The sequence below is a fragment of the Oribacterium sinus genome (genome assembly GCF_014202695.1).
Lineage (GTDB): Bacteria > Bacillota > Clostridia > Lachnospirales > Lachnospiraceae > Oribacterium > Oribacterium sinus.
Genome location: NZ_JACHHH010000011.1, coordinates 1 through 19938, shown reverse-complemented (window position 1 = coordinate 19938; position 19938 = coordinate 1). Strand labels below are relative to the sequence as shown.

Below are 19938 nucleotides of genomic sequence, written 5' to 3'. Positions count from 1 at the left end.
AAGCAATTATAATAGGGAGCAAAGGAGGTGATTCCGTGGAATATGAAAGTGAAAATAGATTGATTTTTAAAGATGCAGATGACTTTGAAGAACTTCGAGCCATGAACCAGAATTTGACTTTTTCGGCAATGGAGGAAAGCTTTCAGAAGCGAAATATTCCTTTTTCAGAAGAAAATTTCACTTCTCTTGGATTAAGGAATCCTGAGGACAAGCAATTTACCAATCTGGCATGGCTTCTTTCAGATCAATGCCAACATACCCTGAAGATTGCCGTATTTGACGGAGAGGACAAAAGTATATTCAAGGATAGAAAGGAATTTTCAGGATCTATTTTCCGGCAATTAGAGGAGGGTTATACCTATCTACAGCTGGTGAATCGAACTGCGGGGAGATTTTCAGGCTTAGAAAGGATTGACTTAACAGACTATCCGGAGGAAGCTTTGCGAGAAGCTTTGTTAAATGCCGTGATTCATAGAGATTATAGCTTTAGCGGAAGCATTATAATCAATGCAAATGATGCCTGTATGGAATTCATTTCTCTTGGGGGCTTACTGGCAGGTCTGAGTAAAGAAGATATTTGCAATGGAATTTCTCTACCCAGAAATAAAAAGCTTGCAGAGCTCTGCCTTCGTTTAAAGTTGATAGAGTCCTATGGTACGGGAATTGGAAAAATTTATCGAGCATATACAGACTGCAATCAGAAGCCGGAGTTTATCATTACTCCTAACACTTTTAAAGTGATCTTACCCAATAGAAATAGTGAGTCGAAAGAGAGCAAGAAGGATAAGAAAACAAAGAATTCTATTTCCTATCTTCCATTTCCTAGGGAAATGAACCCCGGCCTTCTTATGGAGCAGCAAAGCAGCTATAAAGCACTCTCTTTACAGAAAAAAACCGTGCTCTCGTATCTTGAAGAACATAAGAGCATGAGTGAGAAGGAGCTACAGGAACTCCTGCAGATTCGAAAGACAAGAGCCTACTTATTAAGTCGAGAGATGCAGGAGGAAGGTTTGATTGTGATAGAAGGAAGAGGAGAGAAGAAGGTCTTTCACTTGAAATCCTAAACAGTAGTTTTAATGTTGATAAAACGGTAGTTTATTGGTTTTTTAATCTTCATAAATCGGTAGTTTTTAGCGCTTTAAATCTTCTTAAAACGGTAGTATACTATGTTTTAACCATTAAAGATAAGAAAAAACGTGATTTGCGGAGATAAGCTATGTTTAAAAGAAAAGCATTTGACAAACTAAAATATTGGAAAGAAAAAAAGGCACCGAAGTACTCTGTCCTTTTAGAAGGAGCAAGACGAGTTGGAAAGTCAACGATTGCCGAGGGATTTGCAAAACAGGAATACAAATCTTACATTAAAGTGGATTTTGCCAATGTCAGGAAAGAGGTTTTGGAGGTGTTTGAAGACATAGCAGATCCGGATATCTTTTTCCTCCGATTACAGACTGCAACCGGCGTAACTTTGTATAAAAGAGAATCTGTCATTATCTTTGATGAGATTCAGCTTATGCCTAAGGTTCGCCAAGGTATAAAATATCTTGTTGCAGATGGAAGATACGATTATATAGAGACCGGATCCTTAATCAGCATCAAGAAAAATGTCAAAGATATCGTACTTCCCTCCGAGGAAATGAAGATACCCATTTATCCGATGGATTATGAAGAATTTATGTGGGCAATCGGAAATGATACTTATTCTGTTTTGCGGGAATTATATCAGCGTGGTAAGGCGGTGGGGAATTCCTTAAACAGAAAGCTGATGCGGGATTTTCGGATTTACATGGCTGTGGGAGGAATGCCACAGGCGGTGGAAGCTTATGTGGAGGGAAAGAATTTTCAGGAAATTGATGAAGTAAAGCGAGAAATCATTAATCTGTATAAAGATGATTTTTTCAAAATTGATGGCACAGGACTGATTGGAAGAATGTATGATTCGGTTCCTACTCAGTTGGCTACAGGCAAAAGAAGCTATGTTATCTCTGCGGCTACCGGGAAAAAGAAGATAAATAAAGATTTAGAGCGCTTGTATGATTTATTGGATTCAAAGACTGTAGTGGCTTCCTACAATGTCCTTAATCCAAGTATTGCATTACCCCAAACCAGAGACAATGATACCTTTAAGCTGTATTTAGCAGATACAGGCTTATTTACTACCATGATTTTCAATTCTTCCGGGGAAACGGATGAGAATATTTATAACAAGCTATTGAGTGATTCTCTTCCTGCGGATTTAGGATATTTATATGAAAATGCTGTAGCGCAGATGATTACGGCTTCCGACCAAGGTCTTTATTATCATACTTGGAAAAAAGACAAGACTTCTTATTATGAGATTGATTTTTTGCTTAGCACAAAAACGAAACTCATTCCCATAGAGGTAAAATCCTCCGGTTTAGGCAGTCATAAATCGATTATAGAGTTTCAAAAAAAGTATTCTAAATATATTTCGAAGGAAATCCTCTTGTCTCAAAAGGATCTCGGGAATGAGGAGATGCTAAAGCTTTATCCCATTTATATGCTACCGTTTATTCTGGAAGAACTGTAAACGAGATATCAACAGGGGGTAAGATTTAGCTGCATTGGATTAAATGTTCCAATAGGCCCACACGATAATTAGTAAAAATTTTGTAATAATATCTAACTTGACATACAGTCCTTTTCCATGTAAATTTTCTGCATAACTAAATATCGAAAACCGTTGAGGTGGAGATAACGGCAATGATGCCTTTACAGAGAACCCGCGATGCTGAGAATCGGGTAAGAAACAACTTGTCAAATGGACCACTGAGGGTGCAGGGAAACGGATATTCCGGAGTATTCTGCAACGCGTGGGGATGCGTGAGTTCCCGGGGATATGTTTGTATCCTGCTAAGCGGCACAGCGGAAGCTGTGAAACAAGGTGGCACCGCGGATAAATTAAATCTTATTCGTCCTTGGCAAAGACTATTTTCTTTGCCGGGGACTTTTTGTATTTACCGAGACAGAAAAGTCTAAGATGCTCTGCAAGCTTGCTTGCATGAACATCGCAGACTTTTATGAATCGCCCCTGACATGAGCACGTAAAGCCGAGTATCGGCTTGGGAGTGCGACGATTCCGTAAATACTATCAGCTCTTTGGCTAAGAAATTCACCATTCACCACCCTGCTAAAAGGCAGGAAAGAAAGAGGAGGAAAGAACGATGCAGCTGAACAATGTGGATTTTGAAACTTACTTTAAGAACTACCCGGATGCCAATGGCTATTTCGGAAAGTATGGTGGAGCCTATATCCCCGAGGAATTAAAGAAGGCTATGGAGGAAATTAACCATGCCTATGAAACCATTTCCAAGTCCAGAAAGTTTATTGCGGAGCTAAGAAGAATCCGTAAGGAATTTCAGGGTAGACCTACACCCATTTCTCATTTGGAAAGACTCTCCGAGAAGATTAACACCGGGGTACAGCTTTATGTAAAGCGTGAGGATTTAAATCATACCGGTGCCCATAAGTTAAATCACTGCATGGGCGAGGTGCTTTTGGCGAAGTACATGGGGAAGACAAAGGTGATTGCGGAGACCGGTGCAGGACAGCACGGTGTAGCTTTAGCTACCGCAGCAGCCTACTTCGGTATGGAATGTGACATTTACATGGGGGCTGTGGACATCAAGAAGCAGGCACCTAATGTAGCCAGAATGAAGATTCTGGGAGCAAGAGTGGTGGAGGTTAAGGAAGGCTTGGCGACTCTGAAAGAGGCGGTGGATGCTGCATTTGCCGCGTATATGAAGGAGTATAAGGATGCCATCTACTGCATCGGCTCCGTGGTTGGCCCCCACCCTTTCCCCATGATGGTAAGAGATTTTCAGAGTATTGTGGGCATCGAAGCCAGAGAGCAGTTCCTGGAAATGACGGGAGAACTGCCGGATGCCATCGTAGCCTGCGTGGGCGGCGGTTCCAATGCTATGGGACTTTTCTCCGGCTTCTTAAATGATCCTGTGACCATCTACGGTGTGGAGCCTTTGGGCAGAGGAACAGCTCTTGGGGACCATGCAGCCAGCCTTACCTATGGAGAAGAAGGTGTTATGCACGGCTTTAACAGTATTATGTTAAAGGACGAAAAGGGTGAACCTGCACCGGTATATTCTGTTGCCAGCGGTTTGGACTACCCCTCTTCCGGCCCTGAGCATGCCTTCTTACATGACCTTGGCAGAGTGAAGTACGATGTGGTCAATGACGACGAAACCATTGATGCCTTCTTCACCCTTTCCAGAATGGAGGGAATCATCCCTGCCATTGAAAGCTCCCACGCGGTGGCCTACGGTATGAAGCTGGCAAAGCAGATGAATAAGGGCTCTATCCTCATCAACCTTTCCGGAAGAGGAGATAAGGATATGGATTATATCCTGGAGAGGTACGGAATCCGATAAAGAAAAGCGCATTCATTAATGGAAATACGGTGAATGCGCTTTTATAATTCAAAATATTTTAGTGAAATGGATTTCGGTGAAATGGATTTCGGTGAAATAGATTTCGGTGAAATAGATTTCGGTGAAATGGATTTCAGCGTTTTGGCATAGTGTAAAATAATAAAAATTGCAACCGGATGATTATGACAGCTATAAAGTATGTTCTATATCTAAAGCAGAGCAATACATTTTTTGCTTAGTCTTTTTTCTTCTTTTTTATTTACACTCCACTTACTTTCTTTTTAAAATAAAGTATAAATCAAAAGCTTAATTAGTTTGAGCAATGTTAGATTCTTTTGCTTTTTTTCTAATCACTATTTTGATTTATAAAAATAATAGATGGACAGTAGCATACTAAAGAATTATGTTATATACAACATATAGGAGGCTCATGTGTTTAGCGTAAATTTTTTCTCTGAGGACAATGGGAATAAGCCTGTAGCTGAATTTATTTCCGCTTTGGCTCCAAAGATGAAAGCTAAAGTAGTCTCTGATTTACACCGATTGGAGATGCTTGGTTTTGAGGCAAGGTATCCATTAAGAAGAGAAAAATATTTTGAGAAAAGAGGAAGAGGATGAGTGAATTAAAAAATTTAACAAAGGAGTTGTTAAAAGATAAAGAGTTTAAAAAAGAATTTGAAGCCTTACAGCCTGAACGTGATTTAACGATGTCGTTGATTAGGGCCAGACAAGAGGCAGGGCTGACTCAGGCAGAGTTATCTAAGAAAAGTGGTATAAGCCAGGCAGACATCAGTAGGTTGGAAAATGGAAATAAGAATCCAAGTATGGCCTTGCTGAATCGCATTGCAGAGGCGATGGATTCTCATCTGATTATTGACTTTGTTCCCAACAAGGATCTTGCAAAGTTGAAAGTACAGGAGAAGAAAAATATAAAAACTGATTGACAGTTCTACTGCTTTATGGTATTTTAGCAATGTTCTGAATTTATTCAGGATGCGCTGATGTAGCACAGTCGGTAGTGCGTCGCATTGGTAGTGCGGAGGTCACGGGTCCGATTCCCGTCATCAGCTTTTTCTTAACTGCGGAAGACTGGCTTGTTCAGCTTCCGCTGATTTTTTATCAGGGTTTTTCTCATTTTTACAGGAGGGAGTTCGTTATGGAAGCAAAGATTAACGTGGAATATCCCGTAATAGACGTTTTTGCCACCGGGAAAAACATTGAGCGATTACGGAAGGAAAAGGGCTTGAAGGTAAAAGATGTTGCCCTGTTTATGGGCTTCTTAGAGCCACAGGCCGTGTATAAGTGGCAGCAGGGGAAGGCTTTGCCCAGCTTAGACAATATGTTTGCATTGAGTGTGCTCCTGGAAGTGCCCATGGAGGAGATTTTGGTGAGGAAGTCCGGAGACAGCCTGGAAAAGGACAAACACCTGGCGGCATAAAATTTATTTTAAGGAATTACAGAAAACTACTCGAAATTTTGAGAAAAATAGGTATAATAGATAGGTTCAGTAAAGAAGCGATTAGTAGGAGTGTGGAATGGAAAACATAATGAAACCAGTCTTGGAAGTGAAAGAGTTTGTAGAGGAGCAGGGATATGCTCGTTTCGTTTGTGATTCTTTAGCAAAGGGAGAGGCTACGGTTCTCGGGAATTCCTTAAGAAGAATTCTGCTTTCTTCTATGCCCGGATCTGCTGTCAGTGAAGTAAAGCTGGATAGTGTCTATCATGAATTTTCTTCTATTCCCGGGGTAAAGGAAGACGTATCCGAAATCATTATGAATTTGAAGAATCTGGCACTTCGTTATACCGGTAGCGGAGAGGAGCCTGTGATGGCCTATGTGGATTACATGGGAGAGGGCGTAGTCAAAGCTTCCGATATTAAGGTGAGTTCCGAAGTGGAAATCATGAATCCCGACCTTGTCTTAGCACATTTATCCGGTAAGGATGCCAAGATTTATATGGAAATGAAGGTCAGCAAGGGAAAGGGCTATGATGGAGCCAACACCAGAGATCACAGCGATCTTGCTATCGGCGTGATTGCGGTAGATGCAATTTATTCTCCTGTAAAGAAGGTGAATGTCTTCGTGGAAGAGAAGGGGAATACAGAGCGTTTGATTCTGGATGTGACTACCGACCGGACCATGATGCCGGAGGAGGCCGTATCTTTGGCAGCTCGTATCCTACAGACCCATTTGCAGCTCTTTATGCACATGGATACCTCTGCAAAGGAGCAGGGTGCTGCTGTTTCCAGTCAGGAGGCAGGAAGGGACGAGTTGAATAAGAGCATTGATGAGCTGGAGCTCAGTGTTCGTTCCTACAACTGCTTAAAGAGAGCGGGAATCAATACAGTGGAAGACCTTTGTGCCAAGACTATGGATGACCTGATGAAGGTGAGAAACATGGGAAGAAAGTCTTTGGATGAGATTTTAAATAAGTTGGAAAGTATGGGATTGTTCCTGTCTTCCAAGGCGGATTAATAATATGGGCATCGCTTTACGATGCCCTATTTTTTTAGCTTTTTTTAAAATTCTATGGTATGATAGCGAGGAAAATTTAAGGCCAAGATTCTTGGAGAAGAAAATGGATGGAAAGAAGAAAGCAATTTTGGACTGAGCAAAGGAAGAGGGAATACATCCGGGAGGCTGAGGATAACCTTTTCATTGTGGCGGGCCCGGGGACAGGGAAGACCACCCTTCTTTCAAAAAGAATATTAAATCAGATTATGGGCGGTGAAAGGCTTTCCCATTTTCTTTTGCTGGCCTTTACGGATGAAGCGGTAGCGGAATTTAAACAAAAGATAAAAAAGCATTTGTATCGGGAAATTGCGATTAACAAAGAAATGAGTCATCGTTTAAAGCGAAAGGTATATGGCATTGACAGTATGCATATCACCACTTTCCGAGACTTTTGCCTCTATGTTATTCATGTAAAGGAGCATTTTCAGAAAGCTTGGAAGAGGGAACAGTACATCGGAGAGGTGGAAAAAAATGCCTGCCTACAGGAAATCAGGAAAGCAGTGCAAAAATCTACGGAACTTAAGTCTACGGAATCAGAATATTCTTTTATGCCTTTGGAGGAACAATGCTATAGAATATTGAAAGAGAATCCCAAGCTTCTGCAGATTTTACGACGGGATTTTACCAAGATTTACGCGGATGAATTACAGGATTTGAACCAGACTCAGCTGGACATTCTTCTCCTTCTGTCCACGGATAAGAAGGGGAAAATGCGGCATAATTGCCTTTTTATGGTGGGAGATCCCAGACAAACCATCTATCAGGAGGAGGAAGCGGAACGACAGGTTTTCTTCCAAATGAAGCGGCGCATGGAGAAAAAGCGGAATGTGAAGGTCCTCTACCTCAATGAGAATTATCGTTCCAATGCGGAGTTGGTGGAATGGATTAATCGACATTTTCGGAAGAGAATGCCCGCCTATAATGATATGAAGGCTTGCCAAAGGCCCGAGTTTTTGCAAAATTCTCCTCTCCACGGTGTTTTCCACTATCCTTCGGAAAAGGATAGTCTAAGAGCTCTACAGGATTTGATGGAGAAACTGTTAAAGTCTTATCCGGATTTACGAGACAGAGATTTTCTGATTTTATCCAATGACAAGGAGAAAGAAGCAGATTACAAAGAAGCCTTGAAACCCTTTGGCTTTTCGGAAGCTTCCTTGGATCATATGGTTTTGGATGCCCATGCTTCCAAGGGCTTAAATTCGAATATTGTGATTTTGATGGAAACCGGCGGAAACAGCTGTGCGGAAGCCAGATCCAAGTATACCAGTTTGGAATATGTGGCAGTAACAAGAGCAAAGCATGCCCTCATTTTTCTGGAAGGAAAAGGAGAGGAGCAGTGGTTTTGCGATAGTCTTTACAATATGAAAGAGCTAAAAGAAATCCCCTTTCCGGAGCCTTAGCTTCCCTGTAGCCTTTAGGGCCGGGCGCTTAGGATAGGAAGAGGGGATTTTTTATTTTTAACCACGACTGTTGATGAAAGACAAGATATTGTGAATGCAAGCTTTAAGCTATGAGCTAAAGTGTAAGCTGTTTAAGCCTTGGAAAGAAGAATAAGCTGGAAGGCGTGATACGCCAGATTCAGCGGTTCAGGCAGAAATTTATCCACCAAAGCTTCAATAATGACTTCAGTGCCAAGCTTCTGCTTTAACTTCGGATTCATCTTCTTATTCCCGCGAAATTCCTGAACAATTTCCTGACTGGAAGGGAGAAGATGAACATAGATACTATCCTGCTTGGGAAGCTGTTCTGCCAGAAAACGGACATTGCTATAGGGAATCTTACGAAGGCTTTCTAAAATTGCCTGTTTAGAGCCTTTAAAAAAAATTCGAATGCCTGATGTTGCAGGATAAATCTGAATTCCGCAAATCTGGGGGTGACTGGCTAATATTTGACTTAAGATTTCTTCCTCCTGAGAAGTAATCCGGCTTACTCCTAAACGAATTCGGAAGGAAGCATCATTTTCATGGACTAACTGGTAAAACATGGAAATTTTTTCTCCTTTTCATTGCTGATTCTATGGACTCTATACTATAAAAATAGTTTGTTACAACTAAGTGTCTTTTGTATTATACCCTAATTTTAGATTTCTGCACTAAAAAGACAAGACATTTCTTTTTTCCTTTAGATTTTTACATTCCTTTTAGAATTTTTTTCTAAAGAATTGAAAAACAAAGCCTGGTTTTTGTGCTATAGTTTTAGCATTGCTTAAGTCTGATGATTTAAACTGAAAATCAAGGATGGATACGAGAAAAGAAAGGAAAAGGATAAACATGAGGGAAGTACAAAACATTATTATTGGATTTGGTAAGGCCGGAAAAACATTGGCAGGCTATCTGGCTAAAAAGGGGGAGAAGACGGTTTTAATCGAGGAAAATCCCCTTCGTTATGGAGGTACCTGCATTAACGTGGCTTGTATTCCTTCAAAGTCTTTAGAGAATAGCGCCAGAGAGTCTGCTGCACTGGGGGGAGAATTCTCCGAGAAGGCGGAGCGTTATCAGAAGGCTATTGAGGAGAAGAGAAGACTGACCCATTTCCTGAGAGGAAAGAATCTGGAAAAGGTACAGGGGGCCGGTGTGGAGGTCATTGACGGCAGAGCCTCTTTCCTGGATGAACACCGTATTCTGGTGGAAAGTGCTAAAGGAGATGAGGAAATCCGGGGAGAGCGTATCTTTGTTAACACCGGAGCTAAGACCATTATCCCAAAGATTGCCGGAGTTGAAAGCTCTAAGAGAGTATATACCAGTGAAAGCATGATGGAGTTGGATACTCTGCCTAAAAACCTTGTGATTATCGGCGGGGGCTATATCGGTTTGGAGTTTGCCTCCTACTATCAAAACTTCGGTTCTACTGTGACCATCCTTCAGGATACTATGGACTTTATCCCAAGAGAAGATCGGGAAATGGCTAAGGCTATTGAAGAGAACATGGAGAAGCTGGGGATTACCCTGTGTAAGGGCGTAAGTGTGCAGGAAATTCAGGATAAGGAAGAGGAAAGTCTGATTCTCTTCCAGCAGGGCGGAGAGGGGAAGACTATTACCGCAGATGCCATCCTTGTGGCAACAGGAAGAAAGCCAAACGTAGAGAACCTGGCGTTGGAAAAGGCAGGTCTTTCCCTGACAGAAAGAGGAGCCATCCCTGTGGATTCTTCTTTAAGAACCAAGGTGCCTCATATCTTTGCCATGGGAGATGTTACCGGAGGAATGCAGTTTACTTATATTTCTTTAGACGACTTCCGTATTGTAAAGGCAGCTTTAGAGCAGGAAGCTAAGGGAGAGGGAACTGCTCTTCGCAGCACGGAAAACAGAGGGGCTATCCCCTATTCCGTATTCCTGACGCCGGCATTTTCCAGAGTGGGAATTACGGAGGAAGAAGCAAAGGCACAGGGAAAGCAGTATCGAGTAGCAAAGCTTCCGGTAGCGGCTATTCCCAAGGCTCAGGTTTTGCGTCAGACCGCAGGCCTTCTGAAGGTGATTATTGAAGAAGGAAGCAATCTTATCTTAGGTGCTCATCTTTATTGTCCGGAAAGCTATGAAATGATTAATCTGATTAAGCTGGCCATGGATCAGAAGATTCCGGCAAATGTGCTGGCGTCTCAGATTTATACACATCCTACAATGACGGAAGCTTTTAACGATCTTTTGGGGTAAGTGATTGCTGTATTCATTATAAAGATGCGCTACAACTTATTGACTTTTGCGGCGGCTTCGTTGCTTTAGTCCTGTTCTTCGGCAATATATTCTAAATATTCTTCCTCGGTGGCGAAACGCATGATTTGTGTACCGACCTTTGCAACATAGCTATAATTTTCGTAATACATAAGGAACCTCCTGATATTATGAATGAAAAAGGAATGAAGGGGTAAAGAAAGAGGAAACTTCGAAGGGAGTTTCTTTTTTCTTTAAAAGATGTTCTCGGAATGCTTTAGACATCTTGTTTGTATGGATGTATTATGACATTTCAATAGGGTGATAAAACGGACTTAATAATAGCGAATGCTGATTAGTTTCTATGGAGATGAAAGAGATAAGAAATGACTTTTTGGAGAGTCGGAAAGTATTCCGGGACTTGCTGAATTTTTTTGAAAAGGAGGGCGGAAATTCGAAAGAAATTCATTATATAAATTTCCGGCTTCGCCGATAAATAATCTAGCGATGGTTATTTTACCTATCTACAAATAGAAGAGGAAGGAAAAAAATGGCAATTCATATTCAAGATTTTGCAGGAAAAGAGCAATTTCAATCCATTTTATGCAATTGGGCTAAAGGAACAGGATTGGAAGCAATGGTACAGTCAGTAGACGGAAAAACCGTATACTATGCTGACGGTGAGGAGAGAGAGCCAGGGAAGGCAGACGCTTTAGATCGCAGATCCCAAGAATTCGGCTCTTCTTCTATTCAGTGTGAACTCCAGTATGATGGAGAAAAAGTGGCAAGCCTTTATCTGAAAGAGGATAAGGACGGAGACAGAGATAGACAGGAGGCTGCATTAAAGCTTCTTTGCCTCACTCTCGAAGAGTTCGTAAAGGCAGAAAGCAGCGTTGGACGTTTTGAGGAATTTGCAAACCGTCTTTCTGCAGGAATTACCGAAACCCAGAGTTTGGTAAAGGAAATCAGAAAGAGCACCAACGACTTAAAGAGCATTCAGAGCAGACAGAAGATTCTTGCTTTAAATGCAAATATCGAGGCGGCAAGAGCCGGAGAACACGGCAAGGGCTTCGGTGTGGTAGCAGATGAGGTTGGAAGACTTTCCGACTCCAGCTCCGCAGTAAATGAGAAGATTTCTTCTGTAGTTAAGAGAATTGCTGAAGTTGTCAGCAGCTTAAGCGGAGAAGAATTAGAAGAGCAGGCGTAAGGCCTAAGGGAAATACCATCAAAAAATGAATAGTGAAGCGTTCTTTCTTCGAAGGATAGGGAAGAAAGAATAGCTTACAAAACAAAATGTAAAAAAGAAGCGGGGGAAACTTCGCTTCTTTTTTAGTGTCGTTTTTCAGTATTTTTCTGTATTTTTCTGTGCAAAAACAGGAGAAATTTTTATGCAGTAGTAACAAATTATAGCTTTGTGCATTCCTTGAATATCTAAAGCTTTATCCTTTAGTATTTGTATACAAGCTAAAAATAATTCTGGTTATATGGCATAGAATAAAAAACTTTCTGCTTTTTATATTTGTACAATAGTGCTATAATCGCCAATTATTGAAAATAAAATATCAGCCATTGGAAGGGACGAAAGGAAGGTTCAGCATGGAAATGACAGTGGAACGATTAAAGGAAAGAGTAAAAGCCGGTAGAGGCCTGGTGCCTGCCCATAAGGTAATCAAGGGAGGCCAATTGGTTAATGTAATGTCCGCGGAAATTTATCCGGCGGATATTGCCATCTATAACGAGATGATTGCGGCGGTGGGTGATGTGAGTGCCTACATTGGAAAGGACACGGAAATCATTGATGCTAAGGGACGCTTTCTTGTTCCCGGCATGATTGACGGTCATATCCATAGCGAGTGCAGTAAGTTAAGCATTACCAGCTATGCCAAGGCTGTTGTACCAAGGGGAACCACCAGCATGGTTTCCGGTCTGGATGAGTATATTTCGGTTTCCGGTTTGGAGGGTCTGCGGGAAGTGCTGGAGGAAATGAAGAAGAGCCCTCTTAAGGTTTTCTGGGGAGCTCCCTTTAAGACTCCTTACACCATTCCGGAATCTACGGTGACTTATAATTTTACAAAGGATACCCATAAGGAAGTACAGAAGTGGGATGAGTGTTACGGGGTGTGGGAAACCGTTCGTGAGTTTGTGCAGGAAGAGGATGAGGATACCTTAGGCGCCATCGCAACAGCCTACAACAACCGTCTTCCTGTTTTTGGTTGTGCCCCTATGGCTCGAGGAAATGATTTAAACGGCTATCTCTGTGGAGGAGTCCGGCTTGACCACGAAAGCTATGACCATGAGGAAGTGGTGGAAAAGATGCGTAAGGGCATGCATATGCTGATTCGTGAATCCTCCGTAACCCATTTCCTTGCGGAAAATATCAAGGCGGTTACAGAGGTAAATCCCTATTTTGCCAGAAGAGTCAGCTTCTGTACGGATGATGTAACGGCTACGGATATCTTAAGTAAAGGGCATTTGGACAATGTGGTAAGACTGGCTATGAAGGCCGGGGTGGATGCCATGACAGCCATTCAGATGGCTACCATCAATAGTGCGGAGGCTTATCGAATCGACCATCTGGTAGGCTCCATTTGCCCGGGAAGAATTGCGGATATTCTTTTTGTGGATTCCTTGGAGAACTTTAATATCGAGGAAGTCATGACAAATGGAAAAATGGTGGCAAAGAACCATAAGTTAATCTATGAGCTGAAGGCTCCGGAGAGAAGCCCGATTTTGAAGGGTAAATTAAAGTGTAAGCTGACCGGGAAAGAAGACTTTGAATATAAGGCACCGGTAGAGTCCGGCAAAGTAAAGGTTCTGTCCATGGATGTGAAGGGCCCCTTTGTTCGAAAGAGAAGAGATGTGGTACTGGAGGTTAAGGAAGGCATCGTTCAGCCGGATACGGTACAGGATGTGCTTATGGTATCGGTTCTGGAACGTTTTGGGAAAAATGGCAACAAAGCCCTTGCCTTTGCTTCAGGCTGGAAGCTAAAGAAAGGTGCTATGGCGTCCTCTGCGGCTCCCGATGACAATAATCTGGTGGTTATGGGGGCAAATGCCGAGGATATGTCTATCGCGGCAAACTACTTAATTGAGCAGGGCGGCGGACAGGTGGTGGTTTGTGATGGAGAAATCAAGGAATTTCTTCCTCTCCCTGTAGGGGGAATTGTGACGGATCTTGAACCGGAGGAAGTGGCAGCTCGTGAAAAGCGCATCGATCAAGCGGCAAGAGACTTAGGCTCAGACTTGCCGGATCCTATGATGTATATGTTCTTCCTACCCATTACGGCAATTCCTGATTATGCCATAACGGATGCGGGACCTGTGGATTATGTCAACCTAAGATGCTTTGATCCTATTTTGGAGGTGCTGAAATAGTCAGATAGAGACACCGGAATGGGCGTAATTGCCGGATAGATATGCTTGGAAAGGTTGGAAGTATGACAAAACAGTGCTTAAAGAACTTGATTGATGTTGCTGCCGGAAGAATCCCGGCGGATCTTTTGATTAAAAACTGTAAAATTATCAATGTTTTTTCCGGAGAAATCACGGAAGGAAACATAGCGATTACGGAGGGCATGATTGCAGGAGTAGGGGACTATGAGGCTAAGGAAGTGGTGGATGGGGCAGGAGCCTACGCTGCGCCTGGCTTTATCGACAGCCATATCCATGTAGAGTCTTCCTACCTTTCCCCGGAAGAGCTGGGAAGATTGCTGGTTCCTCATGGGGGAACCACCATTATCGCAGATCCCCATGAGATTGTGAATGTATGCGGCCTCATCGGTCTTCAATACATGATTGATGCAGCCAAGAATACAAAGCTGGATATCCGGTATATGCTTCCTTCCTGTGTTCCGGCTACGGTGTTTGAACATTCCGGTGCAGTGATTGATGCGGAGAAAATGCGGGAATTCATTGACTCCGAGGACATTCTGGGTATCGGAGAATTTATGGATTTTCCGGGCGTGATAGCGGCTGCGGATGGAGACTTGGATAAGCTGATGCTCTCCAAGGAAAGGGGGAAGCCTGTGGATGGTCATGCCCCCGGCGTTTCGGGAAAGGCTCTGAATGCTTATGCAGCAACGCGAATTGTGGCTGACCATGAATGTGCTTCCGTAGAGGATATGCAGAATAAGATTGCCTGCGGTATGTATGTGATGCTGCGGGACGGTTCTGCCTGCAAGGACTTGGAAAGGCTGGTAAAAGGTGTTACGGCACAGAATGCGAGACGTTGTATTCTCTGTTCCGATGATAGACAGCCTAAGACGATTTTACATGAGGGACATCTGGACAATCACCTTCGGATGTGCGTGGAAGCCGGGATTGATGCTGTGGAAGCCATCCGGATGGCCACCATCAATGCCTGTGAATGCTTCGGAATCAAAGATAGAGGAGCCATTGCTCCCGGTTATAGGGCGGATATTGTACTTTTTGATAATCTTAAGGATTTCCGTGTGCAAAAGGTTTGGATTAATGGTGAGCTTTGCGCGGAGCATGGTAAGTACCTGCCGGAACTGAAGAAGCATTCTATAGATACTGTAAAAGGTAGTGTGCACATTGCCGACTTCTCCAAGGAGAAGCTGAAGTTGAAACTGAAGAGCAATAAGGTAAACCTTATTCAGGTTCTTCCCGGTGGCGTGGTTACGAAGAAGGCAACAGCCACTGTAGACCTTGATTCTGCCGGAAACTTTGTAAGAAACCCGGAAGTGGATATTGTAAAGGTAAGTGTTGCGGAACGGCATCATGCCCTGGGAAATGTTGCCAACGGGCTTCTTGCCGGATATGGCATTAAACAGGGGGCTATTGCCGTAAGTATTGCCCATGACTCTCACAATATCATTGCCGTAGGAGCAAATGATGAAGATATGGCATTTGCCATCAAAGCTCTGGAGGAACAGGAGGGCGGCATTATTCTTGTCAAGGACGGTCAGGTCATTGAAAGAATGTCTATGCCTATTGCCGGTCTGATGAGCGACCAAAGTGGAGAGTGGGTAGACGAAAAGCTCTCAGCAATTCATAAGCTTGCCCATGAGGAGCTTGGGGTGAATGACACGGTGGAGCCGGTGATGACCTTGACCTTTATGTCTCTTGCAGTAATTCCGGAGATTAAGCTTACGGATATGGGACTTTTTGATGTTACTACATTTTCCTTTATTCCCCTTGAGGCAGAATAGATACCTATCCGTGTAGCGGTATATGTTAAGAGAATATAGGCAAGAATATTGGAATCCGAAAAATGGAACAATGAAATTTAATGTAAAGATAGAATATAGAAATTGAAAATAAAAATTGAATATAGAATAGATGCTTGTGGAATTAGATGATGTTTTGTTGTAATGAATCTGTCTTGTGGAACTGAATGAACTTAGATAATGGGAGAAAGAAATGGACAAAAATCAGGCTTTGGTACCATGGTTTAGAAGAGGGGATATTGGCGGAATTACTTACCTTGTCACTAACAACATTGTGAATTATCTTATTGTTATTGCAACACTGTCAGGCGTGTTGAAATGGCCGGATAAAATCGTTTTCGGTGCAGTTATTCCGGGAATGTCTATAGGTCTTATGCTGGGATGCTTTTATTATGCCTTTATGGCAAGAAGATTATCTCAAAAGGAGGGGAGAGCGGATGTGACTGCCCTTCCCTCAGGAGTTTCCACTCCGGCTATGTTTGTTTTTCTCTATGGGGTAATTATGCCTTTGCACTACGCTTTGGGAGATCCGGAGATGGCCTGGTCTGCGGGAGTGGCGGCTTGTTTTATCGGCGGATTTGTGGAATTTTGTGGCGGCATTATCGGTCCCTGGTTAAAGAAGAGAATTCCAAGAGCGGCTCTTCTCGGTACAGTTGCCGGCATCGGATTTATCTGGATGGCCACCCAAGGCGTTTTTGATATTCTGGGAGATCCCCTAATCGGCCTTCCGGTACTTTTTGTGGCGGCACTGGGCTTGTTTGGTGGCTATATGTTCCCGAAGCAGATTCCGCCTCTTGTAATAGCGATTGTGGGAGGAATCATCTATGCCCTTTGTCTTGGCAGAATTCAACCGGATTTTAGCGGGATAGGCTTCTATATTCCCAATCCAATCAACAGTATTGAGCATCTGATTAACGGATTTGCCATTGTGGCGCCTTATTTAACGATTATTATTCCGGTGGAGATTTATAACTTTATTGAGACCCTGGATAATGTGGAGGCTTCCAATGCGGCAGGAGACAATTACAATGTTCGAGAAGCTCAGTTTGCAGACGGAATTTGCACCATGCTTTCCGCCCTTTGTGGAGGCGTGATTCCCAATACGGTTTGGCTGGGACATGCAGGACTTAAGAAGTCTGAGGCAGGCATAGGTTATTCTGTAATTTCCGGAGCGATTCTAGGGGCAGCAGGAGTCTTTGGACTCTTTACTTTCTTAAACAGTGTGGTGCCCCCGGCAGTTTGTGCCATCACCTTCCTTTGGTGTGCAGTGGTTATGGTGGCTCAGGCCTTTAAGGACAATGATAAAAAGCATTATGCAGCAATAGCAGTGGCAATGGTTCCTCCCGTTGCCGACTATATGTATAGCCAGATTACAGGAGCACTAAGCCTTGCCAAGCTGCAAACTGCGATTCAAGCCTCCGGCTTTAACGAGTATGATGCGGAGATTACACAAATGATTAAAGATGCCGGTGTGATGTGGAACGGCGTTCCGGCAAGCAAGTCAGGAGCCATCATTATCGGAATTCTCTTGGGAACCATGGTTACCTTTGTTATCGACAAGAGACTGGATAAGGTGGGCATAACAGCTCTCGTTGGATTTGTGCTTTCCTGCTTCGGCTTTATCCATAGGGCGTCTCTTGGGTTCTATCCCACTACGCAATATGCAATAGGCTATCTTGTTATTGCCATTTTAGCCTTTATCTTCCATGCAGGAAGAACGAGCTGGTTTAAGGCAGTGGAAGATTTTGAATATGTTTAAAGATAAAGCGAGATAAAGTGATATAAAGCGGTATAAGCTGAGATAATTATTTTTTCAAAGAAATAGGTCTGAAATCAGGGATCATCCGCGTGTGTCCCGATTTCAGACCTATTGTATTATCTTCCGTAATTTCTCGGACTGCTTACGGCCCAAAGTGGTCCGCCACCGTCGTAGTTCTTCTTTAATTCTCGCATTATCTGTGCCGGATCCCATTCCTGCTGGGTTTTCTTATAGCTGTTGGGATCTGCGATAGATACGGTACCGTTTGGATTTTGCTTAGTAATAATTACGAAATGTCCGCCATTGGTTAATGCACCCTTACCCATCAATGCTACCAGAATATGTCCGCTGTTTAAAAGCTCAGCAATCTTTGCCGGGGTTCTTTCCTGTACCGAATCCACCATTAAATCAAAGGCGGAGAGGGCAGAGGGGATATAGTCATGATAAGAACCACTTTGAGGAGCATAGAACTTATAATGAGAAGACCATTCCGCCATTTCTTTCGGGGTAATGCTTCCATTTACATTTCCGAAGGAAGACACAATCATTGCCACGGTAGTTGGTCCGCAGCCATATTTACTGATAGAGTCCTGTCCGCCATAAAGATATTTTGCCCAATGACTATCATGCTGGTTATAGTAGCTCATTGGTCCCATAGCAGTATCTAAGAAAACATTGTAATCATTAAAGGTAGAACTTCCGTAAAACTGGGAAAAAGAATCGGACTTTACGGGAAGACCGCCAACATTGCTGACGTCCGCTGCAGATTCCTCCACTGTTTCCGGGGTGTTTAAATCTGCCACAGGCTTTGCGGCATTTGCCGCCGCAGCAGTATTTTCTACATTTTCAGAGCTTGCTTCCTGGGCAGGGGCAATACTTTCCTGAATGTTATTTTTTACCGTTTTTTTGTTCTGTCCGTCTACAATTTCCGTAATCGTTTCCGTACTTTCTTCTGTTGTAGATTCAGCTTCTGTAGCACCTGTGCTTTCTGCATTTGCTGTAGTTGCTTCTGCAGGACTGCTTTCGTCTGTATTAGCGGAAAATGCAGTGGAGTCGGAACCTCCCTGACCGCCACCGGTGTTATTATTGTCGGCACTTCCCTCAGCAGGTACGGCTCTGTCTCCGCTATCGTCTCCGTCACTTACTGCGCCGGCAATTTCATTTTCCCCTAATACGGCAGGCGCCTGCTCATAATTTCCGTTATAAAAAACCTCCTGAAAACGACTTTCAGCGGTGAGAGTGCTTTTCTTATGTGCTTGCTCCTGCTTTTTTTCCGTTACATACCCCTGGTAGGCAATGGCGGAAAAGCTGACTGCCATCACGGAAAGAGATGCGGCCGCTGCGATTCCAAGCTGCTGGGCACTGGCTGCCCCTAATTTACTTAATCCTGTTCCGATGAACCCCATGTTATCTCCCTAAATATATACAAATCATCCTAAAAATTTCCAAAAAAATCATGGCCTCCCGGTTCAGGAGGAACATCCTATACTTATGTATCGGCAAAAAAAGAACAGGCTATAAAGAGAAAGCCTGTTCTTTTTGATTGTAAATATTAATATTTAACAAACAAATAGGGAGATTGTGTGTTGATGCCTCTGTAGAATGCTACAGAGAAATTTCACCGTGAAATTCTGTAAGGCTGATAATAGAACCATCTTGTAACGCTATTGCTAAAACTCTTTTTAAACGCCTACTAATCGGTATTAGCTGAACCGTAGCCTTTGGAGTAGATATTGAGGAATCTGTTCCAGATTTCCCTGCTGGCTTACAGCCCCCAACTTGTAGGCTTCCATGGGCATTCCATAGACCACAGAGCTTTTTTCATCCTGTCCCAGGGTATAAGCACCTTGCTCGTGCATAGCCAAAAGCCCTTTTGCACCATCCTTTCCCATGCCTGTCAATAAAATGCCGATGGCGGAAGCCTCATATTGCTCAGCAACGGAGTGGAAGAGTACATCTACGGAAGGACAATGCCCTGAAACCTTCTCTTCCTCGGTGCAGGAAACTCTGGCTCCTAAAACATCCTTGTGAACTCGCATTTGCAACCCTCCGGGAGCAATAAGACAAAGTCCCGAATAGAGCTCGTCGCCATCCTTTGCTTCCCGCACCTCCATGGAACAAAGACGATTCAAACGCTCTGCATACATTTCCGTAAAAACAGGAGGCATATGCTGGGTGATGACGATAGGCGGCAGATTTCCCGGCAATTCCTTTAATACGGCAAGCAGCGCCTCGGTTCCTCCTGTGGAAGCGCCCATAGCAATTAATTCAATATGCTGTTTCTGATCCTGATACTCCATTTTCTTCCCCACAAAATAAATATTCTGCGGATATTATAGCACGAATTAACATTTTTATCAGCTAGGAAAGTGCGCATTGATTAAATGCCGGAAAGAAGGTTATAGATCAACGTCTTTTAAGATAATG

General features: G+C 43.1%; 16 protein-coding genes and 1 tRNA gene. 14 read left to right on the top strand and 3 right to left on the bottom strand.

The features are described from left to right. Positions 1-35 precede the first annotated feature (35 nt). The 9 genes from HNQ46_RS12250 (at position 36) to HNQ46_RS09760 (ending at position 8319) form a co-directional block, all read left to right on the top strand. Positions 36-1064 (top strand): ATP-binding protein, encoded by a 1029-nt coding sequence (locus HNQ46_RS12250; RefSeq protein WP_183684525.1) that lies wholly within the window; start codon positions 36-38, stop codon positions 1062-1064. A 152-nt stretch (positions 1065-1216) separates the two neighbouring features. Further along, complete coding sequence (locus HNQ46_RS09795; RefSeq protein WP_183684524.1) at positions 1217-2551, top strand: ATP-binding protein; 1335 nt, start codon at positions 1217-1219, stop codon at positions 2549-2551. Between the two features lie 634 nt (positions 2552-3185). Further along, the gene (trpB, locus tag HNQ46_RS09790; protein ID WP_207720025.1) at positions 3186-4406 is read left to right on the top strand and encodes a tryptophan synthase subunit beta; all 1221 of its coding nucleotides are present in this window, start codon (positions 3186-3188) and stop codon (positions 4404-4406) included. Positions 4407-4838: 432 nt separating this feature from the next. Continuing rightward, positions 4839-5024 carry a hypothetical protein gene (locus tag HNQ46_RS09785; protein ID WP_183684523.1) on the top strand — a complete coding sequence of 62 codons (186 nt, stop codon included), beginning with the start codon at positions 4839-4841 and terminating at the stop codon, positions 5022-5024. Next, entirely contained in the window at positions 5021-5350 is a 330-nt protein-coding gene (locus tag HNQ46_RS09780; RefSeq protein ID WP_183684522.1) for a helix-turn-helix domain-containing protein, read from the top strand. The genes HNQ46_RS09785 and HNQ46_RS09780 overlap by 4 nt, the downstream gene beginning before the upstream one ends. A 53-nt stretch (positions 5351-5403) precedes the next feature. Continuing rightward, positions 5404-5476 (top strand) — tRNA-Thr (locus HNQ46_RS09775). 86 nt (positions 5477-5562) lie between these two features. Further along, positions 5563-5844, top strand: coding sequence for a helix-turn-helix transcriptional regulator (locus HNQ46_RS09770; RefSeq protein WP_183684521.1), 282 nt, complete (start codon positions 5563-5565; stop codon positions 5842-5844). A 97-nt stretch (positions 5845-5941) separates the two neighbouring features. Then, on the top strand, positions 5942-6880 hold the full coding sequence (locus HNQ46_RS09765; protein WP_183684520.1) for a DNA-directed RNA polymerase subunit alpha: 939 nt from the start codon (positions 5942-5944) through the stop codon (positions 6878-6880). Between the two features lie 107 nt (positions 6881-6987). Beyond that, positions 6988-8319 (top strand): UvrD-helicase domain-containing protein, encoded by a 1332-nt coding sequence (locus tag HNQ46_RS09760; protein WP_183684519.1) that lies wholly within the window; start codon positions 6988-6990, stop codon positions 8317-8319. 131 nt (positions 8320-8450) lie between these two features. On the opposite strand, the gene HNQ46_RS09755 is transcribed toward HNQ46_RS09760, so the two are convergent. Then, entirely contained in the window at positions 8451-8903 is a 453-nt protein-coding gene (locus tag HNQ46_RS09755) for a hypothetical protein (protein ID WP_007156739.1), read from the bottom strand. 286 nt (positions 8904-9189) lie between these two features. Here HNQ46_RS09755 and HNQ46_RS09750 point away from each other — a divergent pair, with 286 nt between their 5' ends. The 5 genes from HNQ46_RS09750 to HNQ46_RS09730 all read left to right on the top strand — a co-directional run bounded on the left by HNQ46_RS09750 (position 9190) and on the right by HNQ46_RS09730 (position 17511). Beyond that, complete coding sequence (locus HNQ46_RS09750) at positions 9190-10566, top strand: FAD-dependent oxidoreductase (RefSeq protein WP_183684518.1); 1377 nt, start codon at positions 9190-9192, stop codon at positions 10564-10566. A gap of 547 nt (positions 10567-11113) precedes the next feature. Further along, the gene (locus tag HNQ46_RS09745; protein WP_183684517.1) at positions 11114-11770 is read left to right on the top strand and encodes a methyl-accepting chemotaxis protein; all 657 of its coding nucleotides are present in this window, start codon (positions 11114-11116) and stop codon (positions 11768-11770) included. Between the two features lie 389 nt (positions 11771-12159). Then, positions 12160-13938, top strand: a complete 1779-nt coding sequence (locus HNQ46_RS09740; RefSeq protein ID WP_183684516.1) for an adenine deaminase — start codon at positions 12160-12162, stop codon at positions 13936-13938. Between the two features lie 62 nt (positions 13939-14000). Further along, positions 14001-15734 (top strand): adenine deaminase, encoded by a 1734-nt coding sequence (ade, locus tag HNQ46_RS09735; RefSeq protein WP_183684515.1) that lies wholly within the window; start codon positions 14001-14003, stop codon positions 15732-15734. Between the two features lie 211 nt (positions 15735-15945). Continuing rightward, complete coding sequence (locus HNQ46_RS09730; protein ID WP_183684514.1) at positions 15946-17511, top strand: xanthine/uracil/vitamin C permease; 1566 nt, start codon at positions 15946-15948, stop codon at positions 17509-17511. A 116-nt stretch (positions 17512-17627) separates the two neighbouring features. Here HNQ46_RS09730 and HNQ46_RS09725 read toward each other — a convergent pair whose 3' ends face one another. After that, positions 17628-18917: a C39 family peptidase gene (locus HNQ46_RS09725; protein ID WP_183684513.1), complete on the bottom strand. Its 1290-nt coding sequence runs from the start codon at positions 18915-18917 to the stop codon at positions 17628-17630. A 297-nt stretch (positions 18918-19214) separates the two neighbouring features. Further along, positions 19215-19811 (bottom strand): CheB methylesterase domain-containing protein, encoded by a 597-nt coding sequence (locus tag HNQ46_RS09720; protein WP_183684512.1) that lies wholly within the window; start codon positions 19809-19811, stop codon positions 19215-19217. Positions 19812-19938: the final 127 nt, after the last annotated feature.

Coding starts and splice junctions, on each gene's coding strand:
- HNQ46_RS09795 (WP_183684524.1), top strand. CDS start 1,217: ATGTTTAAAAGAAAAGCATTTGACAAACTAAAATATTGGAAAGAAAAA.
- trpB (WP_207720025.1), top strand. CDS start 3,186: ATGCAGCTGAACAATGTGGATTTTGAAACTTACTTTAAGAACTACCCG.
- HNQ46_RS09780 (WP_183684522.1), top strand. CDS start 5,021: ATGAGTGAATTAAAAAATTTAACAAAGGAGTTGTTAAAAGATAAAGAG.
- HNQ46_RS09770 (WP_183684521.1), top strand. CDS start 5,563: ATGGAAGCAAAGATTAACGTGGAATATCCCGTAATAGACGTTTTTGCC.
- HNQ46_RS09765 (WP_183684520.1), top strand. CDS start 5,942: ATGGAAAACATAATGAAACCAGTCTTGGAAGTGAAAGAGTTTGTAGAG.
- HNQ46_RS09760 (WP_183684519.1), top strand. CDS start 6,988: ATGGAAAGAAGAAAGCAATTTTGGACTGAGCAAAGGAAGAGGGAATAC.
- HNQ46_RS09755 (WP_007156739.1), bottom strand. CDS start 8,903: ATGTTTTACCAGTTAGTCCATGAAAATGATGCTTCCTTCCGAATTCGT.
- HNQ46_RS09750 (WP_183684518.1), top strand. CDS start 9,190: ATGAGGGAAGTACAAAACATTATTATTGGATTTGGTAAGGCCGGAAAA.
- HNQ46_RS09745 (WP_183684517.1), top strand. CDS start 11,114: ATGGCAATTCATATTCAAGATTTTGCAGGAAAAGAGCAATTTCAATCC.
- HNQ46_RS09740 (WP_183684516.1), top strand. CDS start 12,160: ATGGAAATGACAGTGGAACGATTAAAGGAAAGAGTAAAAGCCGGTAGA.
- ade (WP_183684515.1), top strand. CDS start 14,001: ATGACAAAACAGTGCTTAAAGAACTTGATTGATGTTGCTGCCGGAAGA.
- HNQ46_RS09730 (WP_183684514.1), top strand. CDS start 15,946: ATGGACAAAAATCAGGCTTTGGTACCATGGTTTAGAAGAGGGGATATT.
- HNQ46_RS09725 (WP_183684513.1), bottom strand. CDS start 18,917: ATGGGGTTCATCGGAACAGGATTAAGTAAATTAGGGGCAGCCAGTGCC.
- HNQ46_RS09720 (WP_183684512.1), bottom strand. CDS start 19,811: ATGGAGTATCAGGATCAGAAACAGCATATTGAATTAATTGCTATGGGC.